The sequence below is a fragment of the Microvirga ossetica genome (assembly GCF_002741015.1).
Taxonomy (GTDB): Bacteria; Pseudomonadota; Alphaproteobacteria; order Rhizobiales; family Beijerinckiaceae; genus Microvirga; species Microvirga ossetica.
Map to the genome: position 1 here is coordinate 4,089,223 of NZ_CP016616.1, position 19,308 is coordinate 4,108,530.

Annotated in this window: 21 protein-coding genes and 1 other RNA gene; 17 read left to right on the top strand and 5 right to left on the bottom strand. The window is 63.8% G+C overall.

The genetic code is table 11. The annotated features are described in order from the left end of the window. Together BB934_RS19495 and ssrA are read right to left on the bottom strand one after the other, a co-directional pair. Positions 1 to 618: an SspB family protein gene (locus tag BB934_RS19495; protein WP_099511113.1), complete on the bottom strand. Its 618-nt coding sequence runs from the start codon at positions 616 to 618 to the stop codon at positions 1 to 3. Positions 619 to 641: 23 nt separating this feature from the next. Then, positions 642 to 998: a transfer-messenger RNA gene (gene ssrA, locus BB934_RS19500) on the bottom strand. 76 nt (positions 999 to 1,074) lie between these two features. Between ssrA and BB934_RS19505 the strand changes: the two genes are divergently transcribed. The 11 genes from BB934_RS19505 (at position 1,075) to BB934_RS19555 (ending at position 10,719) form a co-directional block, all read left to right on the top strand. After that, a complete protein-coding gene (locus BB934_RS19505) occupies positions 1,075 to 1,869 on the top strand; it encodes a thymidylate synthase (RefSeq protein WP_099511114.1) in 795 nt (264 codons plus the stop codon). A 5-nt stretch (positions 1,870 to 1,874) separates the two neighbouring features. Then, positions 1,875 to 2,177, top strand: coding sequence for a DUF2293 domain-containing protein (locus BB934_RS19510; protein WP_099511115.1), 303 nt, complete (start codon positions 1,875 to 1,877; stop codon positions 2,175 to 2,177). 126 nt (positions 2,178 to 2,303) lie between these two features. Beyond that, positions 2,304 to 2,531: an AbrB/MazE/SpoVT family DNA-binding domain-containing protein gene (locus BB934_RS19515; RefSeq protein WP_099511116.1), complete on the top strand. Its 228-nt coding sequence runs from the start codon at positions 2,304 to 2,306 to the stop codon at positions 2,529 to 2,531. Positions 2,532 to 2,560: 29 nt separating this feature from the next. After that, positions 2,561 to 2,926, top strand: a complete 366-nt coding sequence (locus tag BB934_RS19520) for a type II toxin-antitoxin system death-on-curing family toxin (protein ID WP_335645574.1) — start codon at positions 2,561 to 2,563, stop codon at positions 2,924 to 2,926. Then, positions 2,923 to 3,435, top strand: coding sequence for a dihydrofolate reductase (locus tag BB934_RS19525; RefSeq protein WP_099511118.1), 513 nt, complete (start codon positions 2,923 to 2,925; stop codon positions 3,433 to 3,435). Before BB934_RS19520 ends, BB934_RS19525 begins: the two co-directional genes overlap by 4 nt. Positions 3,436 to 3,571: 136 nt before the next feature. Beyond that, complete coding sequence (gene hflK / locus BB934_RS19530) at positions 3,572 to 4,717, top strand: FtsH protease activity modulator HflK (protein WP_099511119.1); 1,146 nt, start codon at positions 3,572 to 3,574, stop codon at positions 4,715 to 4,717. Further along, on the top strand, positions 4,714 to 5,646 hold the full coding sequence (hflC, locus tag BB934_RS19535) for a protease modulator HflC (protein ID WP_099511120.1): 933 nt from the start codon (positions 4,714 to 4,716) through the stop codon (positions 5,644 to 5,646). Before hflK ends, hflC begins: the two co-directional genes overlap by 4 nt. 6 nt (positions 5,647 to 5,652) lie before the next feature. Further along, entirely contained in the window at positions 5,653 to 5,844 is a 192-nt protein-coding gene (locus BB934_RS19540; protein WP_099511121.1) for a DUF2065 domain-containing protein, read from the top strand. A gap of 180 nt (positions 5,845 to 6,024) precedes the next feature. Next, entirely contained in the window at positions 6,025 to 7,557 is a 1,533-nt protein-coding gene (locus BB934_RS19545; protein WP_099511122.1) for a DegQ family serine endoprotease, read from the top strand. A gap of 175 nt (positions 7,558 to 7,732) precedes the next feature. Then, a complete protein-coding gene (gene acs / locus BB934_RS19550) occupies positions 7,733 to 9,676 on the top strand; it encodes an acetate--CoA ligase (protein WP_099511123.1) in 1,944 nt (647 codons plus the stop codon). Positions 9,677 to 9,897: 221 nt separating this feature from the next. Beyond that, on the top strand, positions 9,898 to 10,719 hold the full coding sequence (locus BB934_RS19555; protein WP_099511124.1) for an alpha/beta fold hydrolase: 822 nt from the start codon (positions 9,898 to 9,900) through the stop codon (positions 10,717 to 10,719). Positions 10,720 to 10,749: 30 nt separating this feature from the next. Here the strand turns inward: BB934_RS19555 and serB are convergent, their stop codons facing one another. Then, the gene (gene serB / locus BB934_RS19560; RefSeq protein ID WP_099511125.1) at positions 10,750 to 11,664 is read right to left on the bottom strand and encodes a phosphoserine phosphatase SerB; all 915 of its coding nucleotides are present in this window, start codon (positions 11,662 to 11,664) and stop codon (positions 10,750 to 10,752) included. A gap of 14 nt (positions 11,665 to 11,678) precedes the next feature. Here serB and miaA point away from each other — a divergent pair, with 14 nt between their 5' ends. Then, positions 11,679 to 12,611 carry a tRNA (adenosine(37)-N6)-dimethylallyltransferase MiaA gene (gene miaA / locus BB934_RS19565; protein WP_099513049.1) on the top strand — a complete coding sequence of 311 codons (933 nt, stop codon included), beginning with the start codon at positions 11,679 to 11,681 and terminating at the stop codon, positions 12,609 to 12,611. Here the strand turns inward: miaA and BB934_RS19570 are convergent. Next, positions 12,589 to 13,416, bottom strand: a complete 828-nt coding sequence (locus tag BB934_RS19570; RefSeq protein ID WP_099513051.1) for an RMD1 family protein — start codon at positions 13,414 to 13,416, stop codon at positions 12,589 to 12,591. The genes miaA and BB934_RS19570 overlap by 23 nt on opposite strands. A 275-nt stretch (positions 13,417 to 13,691) precedes the next feature. On the opposite strand from BB934_RS19570, the gene BB934_RS19575 reads away from it, so the two are divergent. The 4 genes from BB934_RS19575 to BB934_RS19590 all read left to right on the top strand — a co-directional run bounded on the left by BB934_RS19575 (position 13,692) and on the right by BB934_RS19590 (position 17,450). Beyond that, positions 13,692 to 15,464: an acetolactate synthase 3 large subunit gene (locus BB934_RS19575; protein WP_099511126.1), complete on the top strand. Its 1,773-nt coding sequence runs from the start codon at positions 13,692 to 13,694 to the stop codon at positions 15,462 to 15,464. A gap of 321 nt (positions 15,465 to 15,785) precedes the next feature. Continuing rightward, positions 15,786 to 16,463 carry a glutathione S-transferase family protein gene (locus tag BB934_RS19580; protein ID WP_099511127.1) on the top strand — a complete coding sequence of 226 codons (678 nt, stop codon included), beginning with the start codon at positions 15,786 to 15,788 and terminating at the stop codon, positions 16,461 to 16,463. A 31-nt stretch (positions 16,464 to 16,494) separates the two neighbouring features. Then, the gene (gene ilvN / locus BB934_RS19585; protein WP_099511128.1) at positions 16,495 to 17,040 is read left to right on the top strand and encodes an acetolactate synthase small subunit; all 546 of its coding nucleotides are present in this window, start codon (positions 16,495 to 16,497) and stop codon (positions 17,038 to 17,040) included. Continuing rightward, a complete protein-coding gene (locus BB934_RS19590; RefSeq protein WP_099511129.1) occupies positions 17,040 to 17,450 on the top strand; it encodes a hypothetical protein in 411 nt (136 codons plus the stop codon). The genes ilvN and BB934_RS19590 overlap by 1 nt, the downstream gene beginning before the upstream one ends. On the opposite strand, the gene BB934_RS19595 is transcribed toward BB934_RS19590, so the two are convergent. After that, entirely contained in the window at positions 17,440 to 17,985 is a 546-nt protein-coding gene (locus BB934_RS19595) for a DUF924 family protein (protein ID WP_099511130.1), read from the bottom strand. The two genes, BB934_RS19590 and BB934_RS19595, sit on opposite strands and share 11 nt — an antisense overlap. Before the next feature lie 279 nt (positions 17,986 to 18,264). Between BB934_RS19595 and ilvC the strand changes: the two genes are divergently transcribed. Next, positions 18,265 to 19,284 (top strand): ketol-acid reductoisomerase, encoded by a 1,020-nt coding sequence (gene ilvC, locus BB934_RS19600; protein ID WP_099511131.1) that lies wholly within the window; start codon positions 18,265 to 18,267, stop codon positions 19,282 to 19,284. The last annotated feature ends 24 nt before the right edge of the window (positions 19,285 to 19,308 follow it).

Genomic DNA, 19,308 nt, shown 5'->3' on the forward strand with positions numbered 1-19,308 from the left:
TTAATTCTTCTTGCGAAAGGCGTCGAGGCTGACGACCTCGGCGCTGCCGGCGGCGGAGTCCGCCGCGTCGGTCTTCTCATCGCCTTCGCCGGCATCGTCGGCCTCTGCCTTCGCAGCAGGAGCCTTCTCCGCGGCCGGCTTCTTGTCAGCTGCGGGTGCGGGTTTGCGGGGCTGCTTCAGCTCCACCGGCTCGGAAGCGCTGCCGCGAATGGGATGCGGTGCGGCGGGAGCCTCTTCGGCATCCTCGTCTTCATCCTCGTCCTGGCTGTCGAACTTCAGGCCGAACTGCACCGAGGGATCGAAGAAACCGGTGAGCGCATCGAAGGGGATCAGCAGCCGCTCCGGGATGCCTGAGAAGGACAGCCCGACCTCGAAGGTGTGCTCGGTGACGTTGAGATCCCAGAACTGGTGCTGGAGAACGATGGTCATCTCCTGAGGATACTTTTCGCGCAGGCGGTTCGAGAGGCGAACGCCGGGAAAATCCGTCTGGAAGGAGATGTAGAAGTGGTGCTCGCCCGGAAGCCCTTCCTTGGCATCGATCAACACCTTGCGCACGACACCCTTCAGGGCGTCCTGCACCAGAAGATCGTAGCGGATCAGGTCTTTACCACCGGCCATAAGCGAGCCCTTGCAGAAACAAAAGTGGAGGCTTCTGTTGCCAGGTGCCTCCGGACCCCGCCTTACGGTGCTAACCGCAAGGGCTTTGATTCGGTGTTAGGGACCGCTTACGCAGCCACTGCAACCGGAGCATAGTTGTCGTTGGCAACTATAGATTCGGCCCGATAACGGCGGAACCATGCCGAGCAAAAGCCTATCCTTTACGCCCTCGTCGATCCTATTTCGCCCCCGCCAAAACCCAAACGTGGCCTGGGCTTTGGTGGAGGCGCCGGGTACCGCCCCCGGGTCCGATAGGTTTATTCCGATAGCCGTTTATCGCCATAGTCGGTCTCGCGACCGACAGGCTCAATATAGGTGGCGCGGACGGATTTTGAAAGGTCGGTTGTCCCCACTCTTCGCTCAAAAGCGACTCGGCACCCCTCGCGCGGTGCCTTATGATTGGCCGAGGAGCACCCTATGCAAGCCTATCTCGATCTGATCCGCCGCATCATGGATGAAGGCGTCCGCAAGGACGACCGGACCGGAACCGGGACGATTTCCGTCTTCGGCCATCAGATGCGTTTCGATCTCAGCGAGGGCTTTCCGCTCGTCACCACGAAGAAGCTGCACCTGCGCTCCATCATTCATGAACTGCTGTGGTTCCTGAAGGGCGACACCAATATCCGTTACCTGAAGGAGAACGGTGTTTCGATCTGGGACGAATGGGCCGACGAGAACGGCGATCTCGGCCCGGTCTACGGCAAGCAATGGCGCTCCTGGGCGAAGCCCGACGGCGGCAGCGTCGACCAGATCCGCTGGGTGCTCGAGGAGATCCGCCGCAACCCCGACAGCCGCCGCCTCATCGTCTCGGCCTGGAACCCGGCCGAACTCGACAAGATGGCGCTCGCGCCCTGTCATTGCCTGTTTCAGTTCTATGTTGCGGAAGGGCGGCTGTCCTGCCAGCTCTACCAGCGCTCGGCGGACGTTTTTCTCGGCGTTCCCTTCAACATCGCGTCCTATGCGCTCCTCACCCACATGATGGCCCAGGCGACCGGCCTGCAGCCGGGCGATTTCGTCCACTCCTTCGGCGATGCGCATCTCTATCTGAACCATCTCGAGCAGGCGCGCCTCCAGCTCTCGCGCGATCCGCGGCCGCTGCCGAAGCTGCGCCTCAACCCGGCCGTACGCTCGCTCTTCGATTTCACCTTCGACGACATCGCCATCGAGAACTACGATCCGCATCCCGCCATCAAGGCTCCTGTCGCGGTCTGATCTCCATGACGCGGCGCGAGGCCATCGAAAGCGCCGTGCGCATCCTCGCGCCGCGTATCCCACGCCATGAATTCGACGCCGTCACGGACCATGCCCTCGGCAGCCGCGGCCTCTACACGGCTACTCCCGAGGTGGCGGCCTGGCTGTCGCTGACGGCCTATATCCGGCACCGGCTGACCGATTACGACGAGCTTCTCGACGACGGCTACGACGCCGAGAGCGCCCGCTTCTTCGTGCTCGACGATATGAACGGGGTTCTAGAGGAATGGGGCTCGCCAAGGCGGGTCTCGGGGGAGGAGGGCGAGTGAGGCCCGCGCGTCACGTCGCTTTCGCCACCGCGCTCCAGGGGAAACTGGGACCGCGAAATGCGGACTGGATTTCATAACATGCGATTATTATACTTGTTATAATCGCTTTCATTTCGAGGTCTCGTCATGACGGTTGAAGTCAAGGTTACCCAGGTTGGCTCGTCGCTCGGCGTCGTGCTTCCCAGATCCGTCCTCGACCGCCTGAAGGTCGGAAAGGGTGACCATCTGCATGTGGTTGAGACCGCGACAGGAATCATTCTGACACCGCTCGATCCAGAGGTGCAGGAACAGTTGAAGGCGATGGACGAGGTCATCGTCGAGTATCGCGAAACGCTCGATGCCCTCTCCAAATGACCGAGCCACGATGGATCAGCCGTCAGGCCTTGCTGCTCAAGCATGCCGAATCCCTTCGTCTCTTCGGCGGAGCGGACGGACTTCGCGACGAGGGGATGCTGGATTCGGCGCGGGCACGGCCGGTCAACGCGTGGTCGTATCGGGGTGAGGCGGGCATCGCGCAATTGGCGGCGGCCTATGCCTTCGGCCTGAGCAAAAATCATCCCTTCATCGATGGCAACAAGCGCGCGGCGTTCATCGCCTGTGTCGGCTTCTTGAAGCTGAACGGCCTCAATCTTGTGGCGTCTCAGCTCGAAGCGTACCGAACGATGATCGATCTTGCAGCCGGCGCCATGAGCGAAGAGGAGTTTGCGGCGTGGATCCAGGCAAACATCGAAGCACGGCCGGCCCTATGACCCTTCCCCTCATCCTCGTCGTCGCGGTGGCCGAGAACGGCGTCATCGGCCGGGACAATCAGTTGCTTTGGCGGCTGAAGACCGATCTCGGGCGTTTCCGCAGGCTCACCATGGGCAAGCCTATGATCATGGGGCGCAAGACCTTCCAATCCATCGGCAAGCCCCTGCCAGGGCGTGAGACTATTGTTCTGACCCGCGATGCCGGGTTTGCAGCTGAGGGCGTGCATGTGGTCCATACCTGGGAGGAAGCGGTCGCCAAGGGGGCCGAGCTGGCGACCAAAATGGAAGCCGATTCCGTCGCCGTTGCGGGAGGGGCAGAGATCTATGCCCTGGCCCTGCCGCAGGTGCAGAGCATATTCCTGACGAAGGTTCAGGCCGAACCCGAGGGCGATGCCGTCTTTCCGGACTTCGATCGGTCACAGTTCCGCGAGACGAGGCGGGAAGATCATCCGAAGGGGGGCGACGACGAGCATTCGTTTACCTTTATTGATCTCGAAAGGCGTCGCTGAGCGTCTCTCCGGTTGACGAAGGCCTTCGCAATCCCCAATTCGCAGGCTTGACAGGCGGCAGAGGCAACACCCACAACCGTCTCGAGTTCGCATCGGCCGCCGGCCGATCTTTATTGCATGTGAGGAAAGGCGTCCTATGCCTTGGAGTAACCAAAGCGGCGGCGGTGGTCCCTGGGGACAGCGCGGCGGATCGGGAGGCGGCAAGAGCCCATGGGGCTCCGGCGGCCCGCAAGGGAACGGCTCTCCCCCCGACCTCGAAGACATTCTGCGCCGCAGCCAGGATCGCCTGAAAGACTTCATCCCCGGCGGCTCCATGGGCGGCAGGGGCCTGATCATCCTCGTCCTGGGCGTGATCGCCGTCTGGCTTCTGACCGGCTTCTATACGGTCCGGCCCAACGAGGTCGGCATCAACATGATCTTCGGCAAGTACACCGGAACCACCGCCGAAGGCCTGCGCTACAACCTGCCATATCCGATCGGACGGGTGCTGAAGCCCAACGTCACCGCTCAGCAGCGGGTCGAGGTCGGCTATCGCTCCACGCCGACAGGGCAGGGGCGTGCCCGCGACGTGATCGAGGAAAGCCTGATGCTGACCGCCGACGAGAACATCGTCGATATCGATTTCGATGCGGTCTGGCAGATCAATCCCGCCCGTCCGCAGGATTACGTGTTCAATCTGCAGAACCCCGACGGAACCATCAAGTCCGTGGCCGAGAGCGCCATGCGCGAGGTTATCGGCCGTCGCAACATCCAGGCCATCCTGACCACCGAGCAGGCGAGCGTCGCCCAGGAGGTGCGCCAGATCATGCAGGAGGCTCTCGATGCCTATGGCGCCGGCGTCCTGATCAACGTGGTCCAGCTCCAGGCCGTCCAGCCTCCCTCCGAGGTTCGGCAGGCCTTCTTCGACGTGAACGCCGCCCAGCAGGATGCGGTCCGCGTCCAGAACGAGGCCGGAGCCTTCGCCAGCCGCGTGGTGCCCGAAGCCCGAGGCGAGGCTGCACGCACGGTGCAGCAGGCCGAGGCTTACCGGGAGCAGTCGGTGGCCGATGCGACCGGTCAGGCGGCCCGTTTCAGTCAAGTCTATGAGGAGTACCGCAAGGCGCCGGACGTCAGCCGCGAGCGTATCTTCCTCGAGACCATGGAGCGCGTCTACGGCGGCGTCGACAAGATCATCGTCGACCAGAACGGACAGGGCGTCGTGCCCTTCCTGCCTCTCAACCAGCCAAGCCTGCGCCCGCAGCCGCAGGGCAATGCCGCCAACCCGCAGGGAGCCACGCGATGAACGGTACGACTCTTCGCACGGGCGGCCTGATCTTTCTGGTGCTGGCGGCCATCGTTCTCTACAGCTCGGTCTTCATCGTGCAGCAAACCCAGTATGCGCTGGTGCTGCGCTTCGGCGCGGTGCAATCCGCCATCTCGGAGCCGGGCCTCAAGTTCAAGCTGCCCCTCGTCGACGCCGTGACCTATTTCGAGAAGCGCGTGCTCGATCTCGACCTGCCGGTTCAGACGATCCTGTCGGCGGACCGGCAGAACCTGGAGGTCGATGCCTTCACCCGCTATCGCATCATCGATCCGCTGCGGTTCTATCAGGCCGTCGGCAACATCGCTCTCGCCAACCAGCGCCTGCAGAGCTTTACCAACTCGGCCATGCGCAACACCCTGGCGAGCGCCTCCCGGGATGCCATCGTCCGCACCGAGCGCGCGGATCTGATGAACCGCATTCAGACCGATGTGAACCGGCAGGCCGCAAGCCTGGGCATCGAGATGATCGACGTGCGGCTCACCCGAGTCGATCTGCCTGCGGCCAACAGCCAGGCCGTCTACCAACGCATGCGCACCGAGCGTGAGCGCGAGGCGGCGGATCTTCGCGCCAACGGCCAGCAGCAGGCGCAGACCATCCGTGCCAAGGCCGAGCGCGAGGCCACGATCATTCGGGCCGAGGCCAATCAGCGGGCCGAGGAACTGCGCGGCCAAGGTGATGCCGACCGGAACCGCATTCTCGCCGAGGCTTTCGGGCGGGATCCGGAGTTCTTCTCCTTCTTCCGCTCCATGCAGGCTTACGAAACCGGCCTCAAGGGAGGGGATACCCGCCTCGTGTTGAGCCCGGATTCCGACTTCTTCCGCTACTTCAACGATCCTACGGGTCGACGGAGCCGCGGAGGTTCCCCGCAGCCCGCTCCTGCGCCGGCTCAGCCGGCTCCAGCTCAATAAGCCCTGATGTTGGACTTGATTGCAGCCCTCGGCCTCGCTCTTGCGGTCGAGGGCATTTTGTTTGCGGCCTTCCCCGACGGGATGCGCAGGGCGATGTATGAGGCGGCCCATAGCCCGAGCGATCAGATGCGGATCGTCGGGATCATCTCCGCGCTCATCGGCATCGGGGTCATCTGGCTGGTGCGCCAGTTCGGCTGAAGCATCGATCCCAAGAGTGAAGGCCACTTTTGGGATCCACGCGATGCCACTATCTTAGACCGCGCATCGTTCGGTTCCGCACGACGCACGGGGGAGCGGCCAAGCTTCCGCCGCAATGCCCGCTTGAATGGCGGGGCCGGACACCAATTTATATGCCTATTCTCCGAGAGAGGGTTTTCGATGAACAGAGCCACGAATGCGCTGGCGCCTTCCAAGACGGGGCTGCCCCAGCGTCCCATGCGCCGGCTGGCCGCGTCCTGCTTCGCCGTCTTCACGGTTGTCGCGACGGCCGCTATGCCCCTGCCGGCCTACGCCCGCTCGACACCCGAATCCTTCGCCGATCTGGCGGCCGAGGTGACGCCCGCCGTGGTCAACATCTCGGCTTCGACGACGGTCGAGGCCCGTAACCGGACCCTGCCGCAGCTTCCGCCCGGCACACCCTTCGAGGATCTCTTCGAGGAGTTCTTCAACCGTCGCGGCCAAGGCGGCCAAGGCGGCCAAGGCGGCAACGGGGAGAACAGCCCTTCGCGTCCGCGCAGCTCGAATTCGCTCGGCTCGGGATTCGTCATCGATTCCTCGGGGATCGTGGTCACTAACAATCATGTGATCGGCGATGCCAATGACATCAGCGTGATCTTCCCGGACGGCTCGCGCCTGAAGGCCGAGATCGTCGGCAAGGATTCCAAGGTCGATCTGGCAGTACTGAAGGTGAAGTCCGACAAGCCGCTCAAAGCGGTGAAATTCGGCGATTCGGATTCGATCCGCGCCGGAGACTGGGTGATGGCGATCGGCAACCCGTTCGGTCTCGGCGGTTCCGTGACGGCGGGCATCGTGTCGGCCCGCGGCCGCAACATCGATTCAGGCCCCTACGACAACTACATTCAGACCGACGCCTCCATCAACAAGGGCAATTCCGGCGGTCCGCTCTTCAACATGAATGGCGAGGTCATCGGCATCAACACGGCCATTCTCTCGCCGACCGGCGGCTCGGTCGGCATCGGCTTCGCGGTTCCGGCCTCCACCGCCGTTCCGATCATCGACCAGCTGCGCCAGTTCGGCGAGACCCGCCGCGGCTGGCTCGGCGTGCGTATCCAGAACGTGGACGATGCCACCGCCGAGGCCTTGAATCTCGGCACGGCGCGCGGTGCCCTGATCGCCGGCATCGACGACAAGGGCCCCGCCAAGCCTGCCGGCCTCGAGGTCGGTGACGTGATCGTCCGCTTCGACGGCAAGGAGGTCAAGGATTCCCGCGATCTCCCGCGCATCGTGGCCTCGACCTCGGTCGGGAAGGCCGTCGATGTGGCGATCGTCCGCAAGGGCCAGGAGATGACCAAGCAGGTCACCCTTGGCCGCCTCGAGGACACGGAGAAGCAGGCGAGCCTGCAGCAGCCCTCGACCGAACCCCCCACGGCGACCCGTCAGGCGCTCGGCCTCAACATGTCCGGCATGACGGACGAGCTGCGCCGCCGCTTCAGCCTGAAGGACGATTTGAAGGGCGTGGTCATCACCCGTGTCGATCCGAATTCCTCGGCGTCCGACAAGCGGATCCAGGCCGGTGAGGTGATCGTCGAGGTCAATCAGGAGCCGGTCACGAATCCGGCGGACGTGACCAAGAAGATCGACGACCTGAAGTCCCAGGGCCGCAAGTCGGCGCTGCTTCTCGTGGCGAATGCCCAGGGCGAGGTGCGATTCGTCGCCCTGTCGATCGAATAAGCGGATCTTCGCAAGAAGGTTGAAGGGCGGTCTCCGGGCCGCCCTTTTCGTTTGCCGGGATTGTTCTTTATTAAGAACAATATGGTTGACATAAAGGCCATCGCTGGGCGATTGAGAAGGCACTTTCATCGAACGGCAGGCCATAGAGCGTTCTGCCCGGGAAGATCAGAGCACCATGACCCAGCACGTCTTTCCCGTTCCCGCGGCTTTCAAGTCGACAGCGCATGTGGATCTCCAGGCCTACCGGGACCTCTACGACCGCTCCCTGGAGGATCCTGAAGGGTTCTGGCGTGAGCAGGCCAAGATCCTGGATTGGGTGAAGCCGTTCACGAGGGTGAAGCACACGCATTACTCGCCCGAGGACGTGACCATCGAATGGTTCGCCGACGGAACGCTGAATGCGTCCTTCAACTGCCTCGACCGCCATGCCCGGGACCGCGGCGACGAAGTCGCAATTCTCTGGGAGGGCGATTCGGTAGGCGAGGCACGGCGTATCACATGGCGCGCTCTCCAGAGGGAGGTCGCCCGCCTCGCCAATGTGCTGAAATCGCTCGGGGTCAGGAAAGGCGATTTCGTCAGCGTCTACCTGCCGGTCGTGCCGGAAGCCATCGCCGCCATGCTGGCCTGTGCCCGGATCGGTGCGGTCCACTCGGTCGTGTTCAGCGGCTTCTCGGCGGAGGCGCTGGCCGGGCGGATCGAGGATTGCCGCTCACGGGTCCTGATCACCGCCGATGAAGGCCTGCGGGCGGGCAGGCATGTGCCCCTCAAGCAGAACGCGGATGCGGTCCTGCAGAGCCTGCCCTTCGTCGAGCACGTGCTCGTCCTGCGCCGCACGGGCCGGGACGTTCCCATGACGGCGGGCCGCGACCGCTGGTATGACGAGGCCCTCGCCGAAGTCTCGGACGAGTGCGCTCCCGTCGAGGTCAGCGCCGAGGATCCGCTCTTCGTGCTCTACACGTCCGGCTCGACCGGCAAGCCGAAGGGCATGCTGCACACGACGGGCGGCTATCTCGTCCATGCCGCCGCAAGCTTCCGGGCGATGTTCGACTACCATCCCGGCGACATCCATTTCTGCACCGCGGATGTGGGCTGGGTGACGGCGCACACCTACCTGATCTACGGCCCGCTCGCGAACGGCGCCACCATCGTGCTGTTCGAGGGCGTTCCCACCTGGCCGGACGTCTCCCGCTGGTGGCAGATCATCGAGACCTACAAGGTCAGCATCTTCTACACCGCGCCGACCGCGATCCGCTCGCTCACGCGCGACGGAGAAGGGCCGGTGCGCAAGCACGACCTGTCGTCGCTGAAGGTCTTGGGCTCCGTGGGCGAGCCGATCAATCCGGAGGCCTGGCTCTGGTATCACGAGGTCGTCGGAGGCGGGCGCTGCCCGATCGTCGATACCTATTGGCAGACGGAGACCGGCGCGGTTCTGCTTTGCCCGCTTCCCGGCGCCATGGATTTGAAGCCCGGCTCTGCGACGAAACCGTTCTTCGGCGTTCGCCCCGCTCTGCTCACCGGCGATGGAATCGTCGTCGAAGGCGAGGGATCGGGCAATCTCTGCTTCGCCGATTCCTGGCCCGGACAGGCACGCACGATTCTCGGCGACCGCGAGCGCTTCCTGAAAACCTATTTCAGCGCGTTCCCCGGCTACTACTTCACCGGCGACGGCGCACGGCGCGATGCTGACGGCGATTACTGGATCACGGGCCGCCTCGACGACGTGATCAACGTCTCCGGTCACCGGCTCGGGACCGTCGAGGTCGAATCCGCAATCGCTTCGCATCCATCGGTGGCGGAGGCCGCGGTCGTCGGCATGCCGCACGAGATCAAGGGTCAGGGCATCTTCGCCTTCGTCACGCTCAAAGAGGGCATCGCCGAGAGCGACGAGCTGCGGCGCGATCTCGTTCAGGTGGTGCGCACCCGCATCGGCCCCATCGCCACGCCGGACCGGATCGAATGGGCGCCGCAGCTGCCGAAGAACCGCTCGGGCAAAATCCTGCGCCGGATCCTCACACGCATCGCGGCCGGCGATTTCGAGAATCACGGCGACACGTCCACAGTTGCCGATCCTGCGGTGGTTGCCGAGATCGTGAAGCGGGTCCAATTGCACAAAACCTGATCACTGCCCGTCCTTGTCATAAAGAACCCACCTTGTCAGGATAGATCTGTCGCGGATCGCCGGAGCGGATTCTCTCCCGGCGATCCGATCGCGTCTTCTCGTTCAGTTTCAGTATCCCGCATCCGGTTTATTCAAACACATGGGGCCACGGCCGCTGACGATCTCCGTTGGTGCGGGCCGAATGCGCATCCAGTCCAACGGGGCATCAGGAGCAGACAGCCATGAGCACCATCAAGACCAAGGACGGCACCGAGATCTTCTACAAGGATTGGGGCTCAGGTCAGCCCATCGTCTTCTCTCACGGCTGGCCGCTCAGTGCGGATGCCTGGGATGCGCAGATGATGTTCTTCGGCGAGCGCGGCTTTCGCGTCGTCGCCCATGATCGCCGCGGCCACGGGCGCTCGTCGCAGACCTGGACCGGCAACGACATGGACACCTACGCCGACGATCTCGCCGCAGTGATCGAGCATCTCGATCTCAACGACATCGTTCTCGTCGGGCACTCCACAGGCGGCGGCGAGGTTGCGCACTACATCGGCCGGCACGGGACGAAGCGGGTGGCGAAGGCGGTCCTGGTCGGCGCGGTGCCGCCGCTGATGCTCAAGACCGAGGCCAATCCGAACGGCCTGCCGATCGAGGTCTTCGACGACATCCGCAAGAACACCTACGAGAACCGCTCGCAGTTCTTCTACGATCTCAGCATGCCCTTCTACGGCTACAATCGCGAGGGCGCGAAGGTGTCGGAGGGCATCCGCATGAACTTCTGGCTCCAGGGCATGCAGGCCGGCATCAAGCCGGCCTATGACTGCATCGAGCAGTTCTCCGAGGTCGACTACACCGAGGACCTGAAGAAGTTCGACATCCCGACGCTGTTTCTGCACGGCGACGACGACCAGATCGTGCCGATCATCGCATCGGCGATGATCTCATCGAAGATCGTGCCCAATGCGACGCTGAAGGTCTATCCCGGCGGCGCGCACGGCTTGGCGCAGCTCCAGCCCGATCAGTTCAACAACGACCTTCTGGCTTTCATCAAGGGCTGAACCGGATCGCTCCGGTGCCGGCGTGGCACATCACGCCGGCGTCGCGACGATCTCTTCCGCTGTATATCCTTGCGCATAGAGCAGCGCCGACAGATCGGCATGGTCGATCCGTGCATGAGCTGCAGCGGCGACCGCGGGCTTGGCGCGGAAGGCTACTCCGAGGCCGGCTTCGCCCAGCATGGCGAGATCGTTGGCGCCGTCGCCAACGGCCATCGTCTCGTGATGAGCGAGATTGAAGCGCTCGCGCAGCTCGATCAGGGTCGCGAGCTTTGCCTCGCGGCCGAGGATCGGCTCCTCGACCATGCCGGCGAGCGTCTCGCCTTCCAGGATCAGGCGGTTCGAGCGGTGCTCGTCGAAGCCGATCTTGGCACCGATGGGGCCGGTGAACAGGGTGAAGCCGCCCGAGACGAGGCAGGCATAGGCGCCGTGGGCGCGCATGGTCTGGACGAGCGCCCGGCCGCCCGGGGTCAGGGTGAGGCGCGTCTCGACGATCTCGTCGACCACGTTGACGGGCAGGTTTTTGAGCAGCGCCACGCGCTCGCGCAAAGCCGGCTCGAAGGCGATCTCGCCGCGCATGGCGCGTTCGGTGATCTCGGAGACCTCCTTCTTCAGCCCGACATAATCCGCCAGCTCGTCAATGCATTCCTGGCCGATCATGGTGGAATCCATATCCGCCAGGAACAGTCGCTTGCGCCGGGTCGCCAGCGGTTGCACGACGATATCGATGGGCTGGCCATCGAGAGCCGCACGCAGTCTTGCCTCGACCGCCTTGGCCTCACCGGATCCTGAGACGATCAGGTCGGCTGCGATTCCCCTTGCCAGAACCGAGCGTTCCGTCTCATGTCCGAGCGACGCGGCCGCCGATGCTACGATCTCGTCCGTGAGGACGGGCCGGGACGGGTTGGCGATCAGGGTCGCAACGAGGGAATTCCGGGAAGGCGCCATTGGGAAACCTGGCTGTGAGTGGGTTTAGGATCGGCGCGGTTCTCATCGCAGGGCCGACCGCTTCAGGCAAGTCCGCATTGGGCATCAAACTGGCTCAAGGACTCGACGGCGTGGTGATCAACGCCGATTCCATGCAGGTCTATCGCGACCTTCGCATCCTCACCGCCCGCCCCACGCCGGAGGAGGAGGCCGAGGCTCCGCACCGGCTCTACGGCCACGTGGATGCCGCCGTGAATTTCTCCGTCGGCCGCTACGTCGCCGACGCGATCGAGGTCCTGCAGGACATCCAGGGCCGGAAGCTGCCGATCTTCGTCGGCGGAACGGGCCTCTATTTCAAGGCGCTGACGGAAGGGCTGTCCGACATGCCTCCCGTGCCAGACGAGTTGCGCGAGCAGGTGCGCCGGGAGAGCGAGGGCCTGGAAACGCCCGAGCTTCACCGCCTCCTGTCGGAACGCGACCCGGAGACGGCCAGGACCTTACGGCCCTCCGACCGCCTGCGGGTCCAGCGGGCGCTCGAAATCTTCGCCGCCACCGGTCAGCCGCTCGTGTCCTTCCACGGCGCCAGGCAGCCGGGGCCTTTTGCCGACGTTCCGGTGATCAAGCTCTTCCTCGCCCCGGAGCGGGACGAGCTTCGCCGGCGCATCGACGCTCGTTTCCTCGCCATGATGGACAAGGGCGCCCTCGACGAGGTGAGGGCGCTGGGCGAGCGCAAGCTCGACCCCATGCTGCCGGCCATGCGCGCCCATGGGGTGCCGGGCCTGCTCGCCCATCTGCGCGGCGAGATCCCGCTCGACGAGGCCATAGCCAGGGGACAGGGCGATACGCGCCGCTACGCCAAGCGCCAGTTCACGTGGTTCCGCCACCAATTGCCGGACTGGCAATGGGTCGAGCCGGAGAAGGGCTTCGAGGCCGCGATGGCGCGGATCAATGCCCCGGCGCGCCGGTGAACATCTGGTAGAAGGTGATGACGATCTCGAACACGATCAGGAGGACGATGATCAGTTCGAGGCGCAAGGACCGTTCGGTGTCGATGATGTCGGTCAGGGCCTGAGCGGTGTCGCCGAGCACCTCGAGCTTGCGGTGGAGCGCGGTGGCGCGTTCCTTCAGTTCGTATTCGTCCTCGAGGCGGGCATAGAGGCGTTCCAGGTCGGGGCGGTCCCATAGCACGTCCGGCTTCTCCTCCACGGCGACGCCGCCCGACATGCGCTGGCGCACCAGCAGGGCCTGGCCGACCTGCTTGAGGATTCGGCGGCGGTCGCGAGGGCGCCGGCCCTTTTCGGCAAGGTGCCTGACCGAGGGCTCCACGAGCTCGAAGGCCGCCGCCGCCTCCCGCTCGTCGCGGGCGAGGGTGGCGCTCTTGGACAGGGCGTCCGCGATGACGATCAGGCGTTCGGTCGAGAGCTGTTTGATGAAGATCGGGCCGCCCGGCGGAATCTGGTCGTCCCGGTCGGGCGATATCTCGATGATCGCGGTCTCTTCCTCATGGCGGGCGAACTCGCCCCGGATGCGCTGGCGCAGGCTGCGGATGATCTCGTCCTCCTCGAGCGGCGTGAGGCCGACGAGAACGGCGACGCCGTAACGGAAGAGGGCGACGAAGCCGTCCTGGCCGGCGCGGAAGGCGAGGGGGGTCGTGGAGAGCACGTCGCTGCGCTCGAGCCCGGCCACGTCGAGGCGGTCGCCCAGGAGAAGGGCGCGGGCCGTGAGGCGCATGTTCTGCATCGGTGTGCCGGTCGAGGAGATGGTCTCTGTCATGGTCATACGACTAAAATAGGGGGCAGAAGATAGAAGCTAAGCTTCTCCGAGCCAAGTTACCCCTCCTTGACCGAATGAAACGGCTCGTTTAACGTCTGCGCAACTTTTGAACTTAAGAGCTGCCCCCATGCGCAAGCTTATTCTCGTAGTACGAGCGCCATCGACGGAGCGGGATTGACCCGCAGGTCCGGCGATGGCGCACAGGCCCCCTCAGGGGCCTTTTTTATTGCCCAAATTCCAAGACACAAAGATGCACAAGACCCGGAGCAAGTGACATGAGCGAGACGATGACGGGAGCCGAAATGGTGATCCGAGCCCTGCAGGACCAGGGAGTCGACCATATCTTCGGTTATCCCGGCGGCGCGGTCCTTCCGATCTACGATGCGCTCTTCCACCAGGACAAGGTGCGCCACGTCCTCGTCCGTCACGAGCAGGGCGCGGTGCATGCGGCAGAGGGCTATGCCCGCTCCTCCGGAAAGCCGGGCGTGGTGCTTGTGACCTCCGGACCCGGCGCGACGAATGCGATCACGGGTCTCGCCGATGCCATGATGGATTCAATCCCGCTGGTCTGCATCACCGGCCAGGTGCCGACCCATCTCATCGGCTCCGATGCCTTCCAGGAATGCGACACGGTCGGCATCACGCGCCACTGCACGAAGCACAATTATCTCGTCAAATCGATCGAAGACCTGCCGCGGGTCCTGCACGAGGCGTTCTATGTGGCGCAGAACGGCCGTCCGGGTCCGGTGGTGGTCGACCTGCCGAAGGACATCCAGTTCAAGACCGGCTCCTACGCGCGGCCCTTGAGCAATCAGCACAAGACCTATCGCCCGACGGTCAAGGGCGACATGGACCATATCCGCGCCGCAATCGAGCTGATGGCCAATGCCAAGCGTCCGGTGTTCTATACCGGCGGCGGCGTCGTCAATTCCGGGCCGTATGCCGCGACGCTTCTGCGCGAACTCGTGCGGCTCACCGGCTTTCCCATCACCTCGACCCTGATGGGGCTTGGCGCCTATCCGGCCTCCGACCAGCATTGGCTCGGCATGCTCGGCATGCACGGCACCTACGAGGCCAATCTCGCGATGCACGAATGCGACGTGATGATCAATATCGGCGCGCGCTTCGACGACCGCATCACGGGACGGCTCGATGCCTTCTCACCGTTCTCCAAGCGCATCCATGTGGACATCGATCCGTCTTCGATCAACAAGACGGTGAAGGTCGACATCCCGATCGTCGGCGATTGCGCGCATGTGCTCGAGGACATGGTGCGCCTGTGGCGGCAGAACGCCCAGGCATCGGATAAGGCCGCCATCAAGGATTGGTGGGGCAAGATCGAGGGCTGGCGCGCGCGCAACTGCCTCGCCTACCGGAATTCCACGGAGACCATCAAGCCGCAATACGCCCTGCAGCGCCTCTATGAGCTCACCAAGGATCGCGACGTCTACATCACCACCGAAGTGGGCCAGCACCAGATGTGGGCGGCGCAGTACTTCAAGTTTGAGGAGCCGAACCGCTGGATGACCTCGGGCGGTCACGGCACGATGGGCTACGGCCTGCCCGCCGCCGTCGGCGTGCAGCTCGCGCATCCCGATGCGCTGGTGATCGACATCGCCGGCGAAGCCTCGATCCAGATGATGCTGCAGGAGATGTCGACGGCCCTGCAGTACAACCTGCCGCTCAAGGTCTTCATCCTCAACAACGAATATATGGGCATGGTGCGCCAGTGGCAGGAGCTGCTGCATGGCGGGCGCTATTCGCAGAGCTATTCCGAGTCGCTGCCCGATTTCGTGAAGCTCGCCGAAGCCTATGGCGGCGTCGGCATCCGCTGCGACAAGCCGGGCGACCTCGATGCGAAGATCCTCGAGATGATCAACGTGAACCGTCCGGTCATCTTCGACTGCCTCGTCGACAAGGCGGAAAACTGCTTCCCGATGATCCCCTCGGGCAAGGCGCATAACGAGATGTTGCTCAACGATTATCTCGGCGAGACCGGAGCCGATATCGGCTCCGTGATCGACGAGAAGGGCAAGATGTTAGTGTAAAGAGAACCCCTCTCCCGGATGGGAGAGGGGCAGGGGTGAGGGAAGGCCGCTGATGGTACGAGAACCACGCCAATTCGCACGGGATCTCCGCAAGACGCCAACGTCTGCGGAATGCGGTGGAGCCTCATCATTCCCCTCCCCCTTGTGGGGAGGGTTAGGGTGGGGGTGTTTCCGCCACACATTGACAGGCTATCGCTCACACCCCCACCTCCAACTCCTCCCCACAAGGGGGAGGAGGGTTTGGGCCGCGTCCGCTTTTGCGCTCTCCCACCCTCACCCCTGGCCCCTCTCCCACACGGGAGAGGGGGAAAGCGTCTGACCATGCCAACCCTCGTCATCGCCAACAAGTGCTACTCGTCCTGGTCGCTGCGGCCCTGGCTGCTGATGAAGCAGCTTGGGATCGCCTTCGACGAGATCGTCATTCCGCTCGACCTGCCCGACACGAAGGCGAAAGTGCTCGCGCATTCGCCGGCCGGCAAGGTGCCGATCCTGATTGATGGCGACGTCACCGTGTGGGAGAGCATTGCCATCATGGAATATATCGGCGATGCCTTCGCGCCGGTATGGCCGCCTGACCGCGGCGCCCGTGCGATGGCGCGCTCGGTTGCAGCGGAGATGCATGCGGGCGTTCCGGCTTTGCGTTCCGCCTGTCCGATGAATCTTGGCAGGAAATTTGCGCCGAAGGACAGGGGCGAGGCGGTTGCCCGCGATGTCGCGCGCTTCAGTGAGATCGTGCGCCAGGCGCGCGAGCGCGTCAGAGCCGGCGGGCCGTTCCTGTTCGGCGCCTTCTCTGCGGCGGACGCCATGTATGCGCCGCTCGCCACGCGCCTCGACACCTATTCCATCGCCATCGACGCCACGACGCGCGCCTATGTGGATGCGATCCTCTCGCTGCCGGCCTTCCAGGAATGGCGCTCGGCGGCGCTCAAGGAGGAGTGGATCGTCGATGCCGACGAGGTGGATGAGGACGCCATCGACAATTACCGCAAGGCGGCTTGAGAGTTTTGAGGAAAGTTCGGGAAACGAGACCATGCTCCAGATGAAAACCCATTATCCCGATGCGACCCGCGTCGAGCCCGTGAACCGGCACACGCTCGCGGTCATCGTCGACAACGAGCCGGGCGTGCTCGCGCGCATCGCCGGCCTGTTCTCGGGCCGCGGCTACAACATCGAAAGCCTCACCGTCACGGAGACGGAGCACGAGGCGCATATCTCGCGCATCACCATCGTGACGACGGGCACGAACAGCATCATCGAGCAGATCAAGAGCCAGCTCGAGCGTCTGGTGCCGGTGCACCGCGTGATCGATCTGACGCTCACCGGCGAGGCGGTGGAGCGCGAGCTCTGCCTCGTGAAGGTGGTCGGCAAGGGCGACTATCGGGTCGAGGCGATGCGCCTTGCATCCGCCTTCGGCGCCCGCACGATGGACGCGACGCTGACGTCGTTCGTCTACGAGCTCACCGGCACGACGGAGGAGGTCGAGCGCTTCATCAAGCTGATGACGGCGGTCGGTCTCGTGGAGGTCTCCCGCACCGGCGTTGCCGCCATGGCGCGGGGCGCGGAAGGGATCCTGTGATGAGGCGCATCTCGGTTGCCGTCGCTGGTGCTGTTCTCACTGTCGGCACTGAAGCCGCTATTGCAGCGAGTGGTTCGCTGATCGATGAGTTCGGGAATTGCCATCCTCTCAAGTCGAGTGACAACGAGAATGTTGCTCTCCGGGTGGTGCTCGGATGGGGTTTCGAAGGAATTCGGCATAGTAGCGAGCCTGATCCCGACAAGCCGGGAGAAAGGATGCGTACGGCAACCGACAACAGCTGGAAGGTGACAGTTTACAAAGACCGAAACTGGCTTCTCTCCCGTGGAAGATCGCGAGAAAGCAGCAACGGCAAATACGTTCAGGAACTCTGCACCATCCTGCGGGGTGAGAAAGCCATGTTCTTTACGGAGGGTGAGTTCTCGTCAGAGAAGCACAAACTCACCCCCTGAACTCGCTCTCTTTCAGGAACGCTTCCTCCTCGGGCGTGATCTCGCGGCCCAGGATGGCGTTGCGATGAGGGAAGCGGCCGAAGCGGGCGACGATCTCGTGATGGTGGCGTGCCCATTTCGAGGAATCCTCGCCGAGGGCTTCGTTCAAGCTCACCGAGCGCTCCTGATCCTCCAAGGATTCGGAGTGCATGAAGGGCAGGTAGAAGAACCGCCGGAAGTCGGGCTCCACCTGTTTGTCGAAGCCGCGTTCGATGGCGCGGTCGGCGGCCATCAGGGCGACCGGATCGGCTTTGTAGGTTTCGCGCTTCCCCCGGAACATGTTGCGGGGGAACTGGTCGAGGAGGAGAATAACGGCGAGCGCACCCTCGGGGTTAAGCTCCCACTCGTTGAGATCGCCCCGTGCGGCGGCCTCGTAGGTGGGCAGGAAGCGGTCGCGGCAGATCTGGTCGAAGGTCTCATCCTTCGAGAACCATTTCTCCGTTCCGGCCTCGCGCCAGAAAGAGACGACTTCGTCGGGAGTGGCAAGGCGCTGCATGCGGCGTCATCCTTCGCGGTGGAGATTCGAGACGTCAATCTAGAGCATTGGGGAGCCGTTTGAACTCTCCAGCTTCGGGTCGTTTGTCGGCGGAAAAGGCTGACCCTTGCGCTCAACGCAGCCAGGGGTCGCAGTTTTGCTACAAACAACAGCTTGTCAGCGCAGTTTTATTCGCTAAAAGCGGCGCCTGACAAAATAAATGTTGCGCAGGCCGAATGCCGGCGCAGCGCCAATGGAGACCGGGGGAACGCCCCCTTCGAGATAAGGGATTTGAGGACCATGCGTGTCTATTACGATCGCGACGCCGACATCAATCTGATCAAGGGCAAGAAGGTTGCCATCGTCGGCTACGGCAGCCAGGGCCATGCCCACACCCTGAACCTGCGCGATTCCGGCGTGAAGGACATTGTCGTGGCGCTGCGCAAGGGCTCGCCCTCCGCGGCCAAGGCCGAGAAGGCCGGCCTGAAGGTCATGGAGGTGGCCGACGCCGCCAAGTGGGCCGACGTGGTCATGATGCTGACCCCCGACGAGTTGCAGGCCGACATCTACCGCGCCGATCTGCACGACAACCTGAAGCAGGGCGCGGCGCTTCTCTTCGCCCACGGCCTCAACGTCCATTTCAACCTGATCGAGCCCCGCAAGGACCTCGACGTGCTCATGGTCGCCCCGAAAGGCCCCGGCCACACGGTACGCTCCGAATACCAGCGCGGCGGCGGCGTGCCGACCCTGATCGCGATCCACCAGGACGCCACGGGCAACGCCCATGACATCGCGCTCTCCTACGCCTCCGCCAATGGCGGCGGCCGCGCGGGCATCATCGAGACCACCTTCAAGGAAGAATGCGAGACCGACCTGTTCGGTGAGCAGGTGGTGCTGTGCGGCGGCCTCGTCGAGCTCATCAAGGCGGGCTTCGAGACCCTGACCGAGGCGGGCTATGCCCCCGAGATGGCCTATTTCGAGTGCCTCCACGAGGTGAAGCTGATCGTCGACCTCATCTACGAGGGCGGCATCGCCAACATGAACTACTCGATCTCCAACACCGCCGAATACGGCGAATACGTCACCGGCCCGCGCATCATCACCGCGGAGACCAAGGCCGAGATGAAGCGCGTGCTGGAAGACATCCAGAGCGGCAAGTTCACCCGCGACTGGATGCTCGAGAACCGGGTCAACCAGACTTCCTTCAAGGCGACCCGCGCCCGCAACGCGGCCCACCCCATCGAGGACGTGGGCTCCCGCCTGCGCGACATGATGCCTTGGATCAAGGAAAAGGCCCTGGTCGACAAGTCCCGGAACTGAGCCGTTCCAGGCGTCGCGGCCGGC

Coding starts and splice junctions, on each gene's coding strand:
- BB934_RS19545 (WP_099511122.1), top strand. CDS start 6,025: ATGAACAGAGCCACGAATGCGCTGGCGCCTTCCAAGACGGGGCTGCCC.
- ilvN (WP_099511128.1), top strand. CDS start 16,495: ATGCTCCAGATGAAAACCCATTATCCCGATGCGACCCGCGTCGAGCCC.
- BB934_RS19570 (WP_099513051.1), bottom strand. CDS start 13,416: ATGACAGAGACCATCTCCTCGACCGGCACACCGATGCAGAACATGCGC.
- BB934_RS19590 (WP_099511129.1), top strand. CDS start 17,040: ATGAGGCGCATCTCGGTTGCCGTCGCTGGTGCTGTTCTCACTGTCGGC.
- hflC (WP_099511120.1), top strand. CDS start 4,714: ATGAACGGTACGACTCTTCGCACGGGCGGCCTGATCTTTCTGGTGCTG.
- BB934_RS19575 (WP_099511126.1), top strand. CDS start 13,692: ATGAGCGAGACGATGACGGGAGCCGAAATGGTGATCCGAGCCCTGCAG.
- BB934_RS19510 (WP_099511115.1), top strand. CDS start 1,875: ATGACGCGGCGCGAGGCCATCGAAAGCGCCGTGCGCATCCTCGCGCCG.
- BB934_RS19515 (WP_099511116.1), top strand. CDS start 2,304: ATGACGGTTGAAGTCAAGGTTACCCAGGTTGGCTCGTCGCTCGGCGTC.
- serB (WP_099511125.1), bottom strand. CDS start 11,664: ATGGCGCCTTCCCGGAATTCCCTCGTTGCGACCCTGATCGCCAACCCG.
- acs (WP_099511123.1), top strand. CDS start 7,733: ATGACCCAGCACGTCTTTCCCGTTCCCGCGGCTTTCAAGTCGACAGCG.
- ilvC (WP_099511131.1), top strand. CDS start 18,265: ATGCGTGTCTATTACGATCGCGACGCCGACATCAATCTGATCAAGGGC.
- BB934_RS19495 (WP_099511113.1), bottom strand. CDS start 618: ATGGCCGGTGGTAAAGACCTGATCCGCTACGATCTTCTGGTGCAGGAC.
- BB934_RS19505 (WP_099511114.1), top strand. CDS start 1,075: ATGCAAGCCTATCTCGATCTGATCCGCCGCATCATGGATGAAGGCGTC.
- hflK (WP_099511119.1), top strand. CDS start 3,572: ATGCCTTGGAGTAACCAAAGCGGCGGCGGTGGTCCCTGGGGACAGCGC.
- BB934_RS19540 (WP_099511121.1), top strand. CDS start 5,653: ATGTTGGACTTGATTGCAGCCCTCGGCCTCGCTCTTGCGGTCGAGGGC.
- BB934_RS19580 (WP_099511127.1), top strand. CDS start 15,786: ATGCCAACCCTCGTCATCGCCAACAAGTGCTACTCGTCCTGGTCGCTG.
- BB934_RS19595 (WP_099511130.1), bottom strand. CDS start 17,985: ATGCAGCGCCTTGCCACTCCCGACGAAGTCGTCTCTTTCTGGCGCGAG.
- BB934_RS19525 (WP_099511118.1), top strand. CDS start 2,923: ATGACCCTTCCCCTCATCCTCGTCGTCGCGGTGGCCGAGAACGGCGTC.
- BB934_RS19555 (WP_099511124.1), top strand. CDS start 9,898: ATGAGCACCATCAAGACCAAGGACGGCACCGAGATCTTCTACAAGGAT.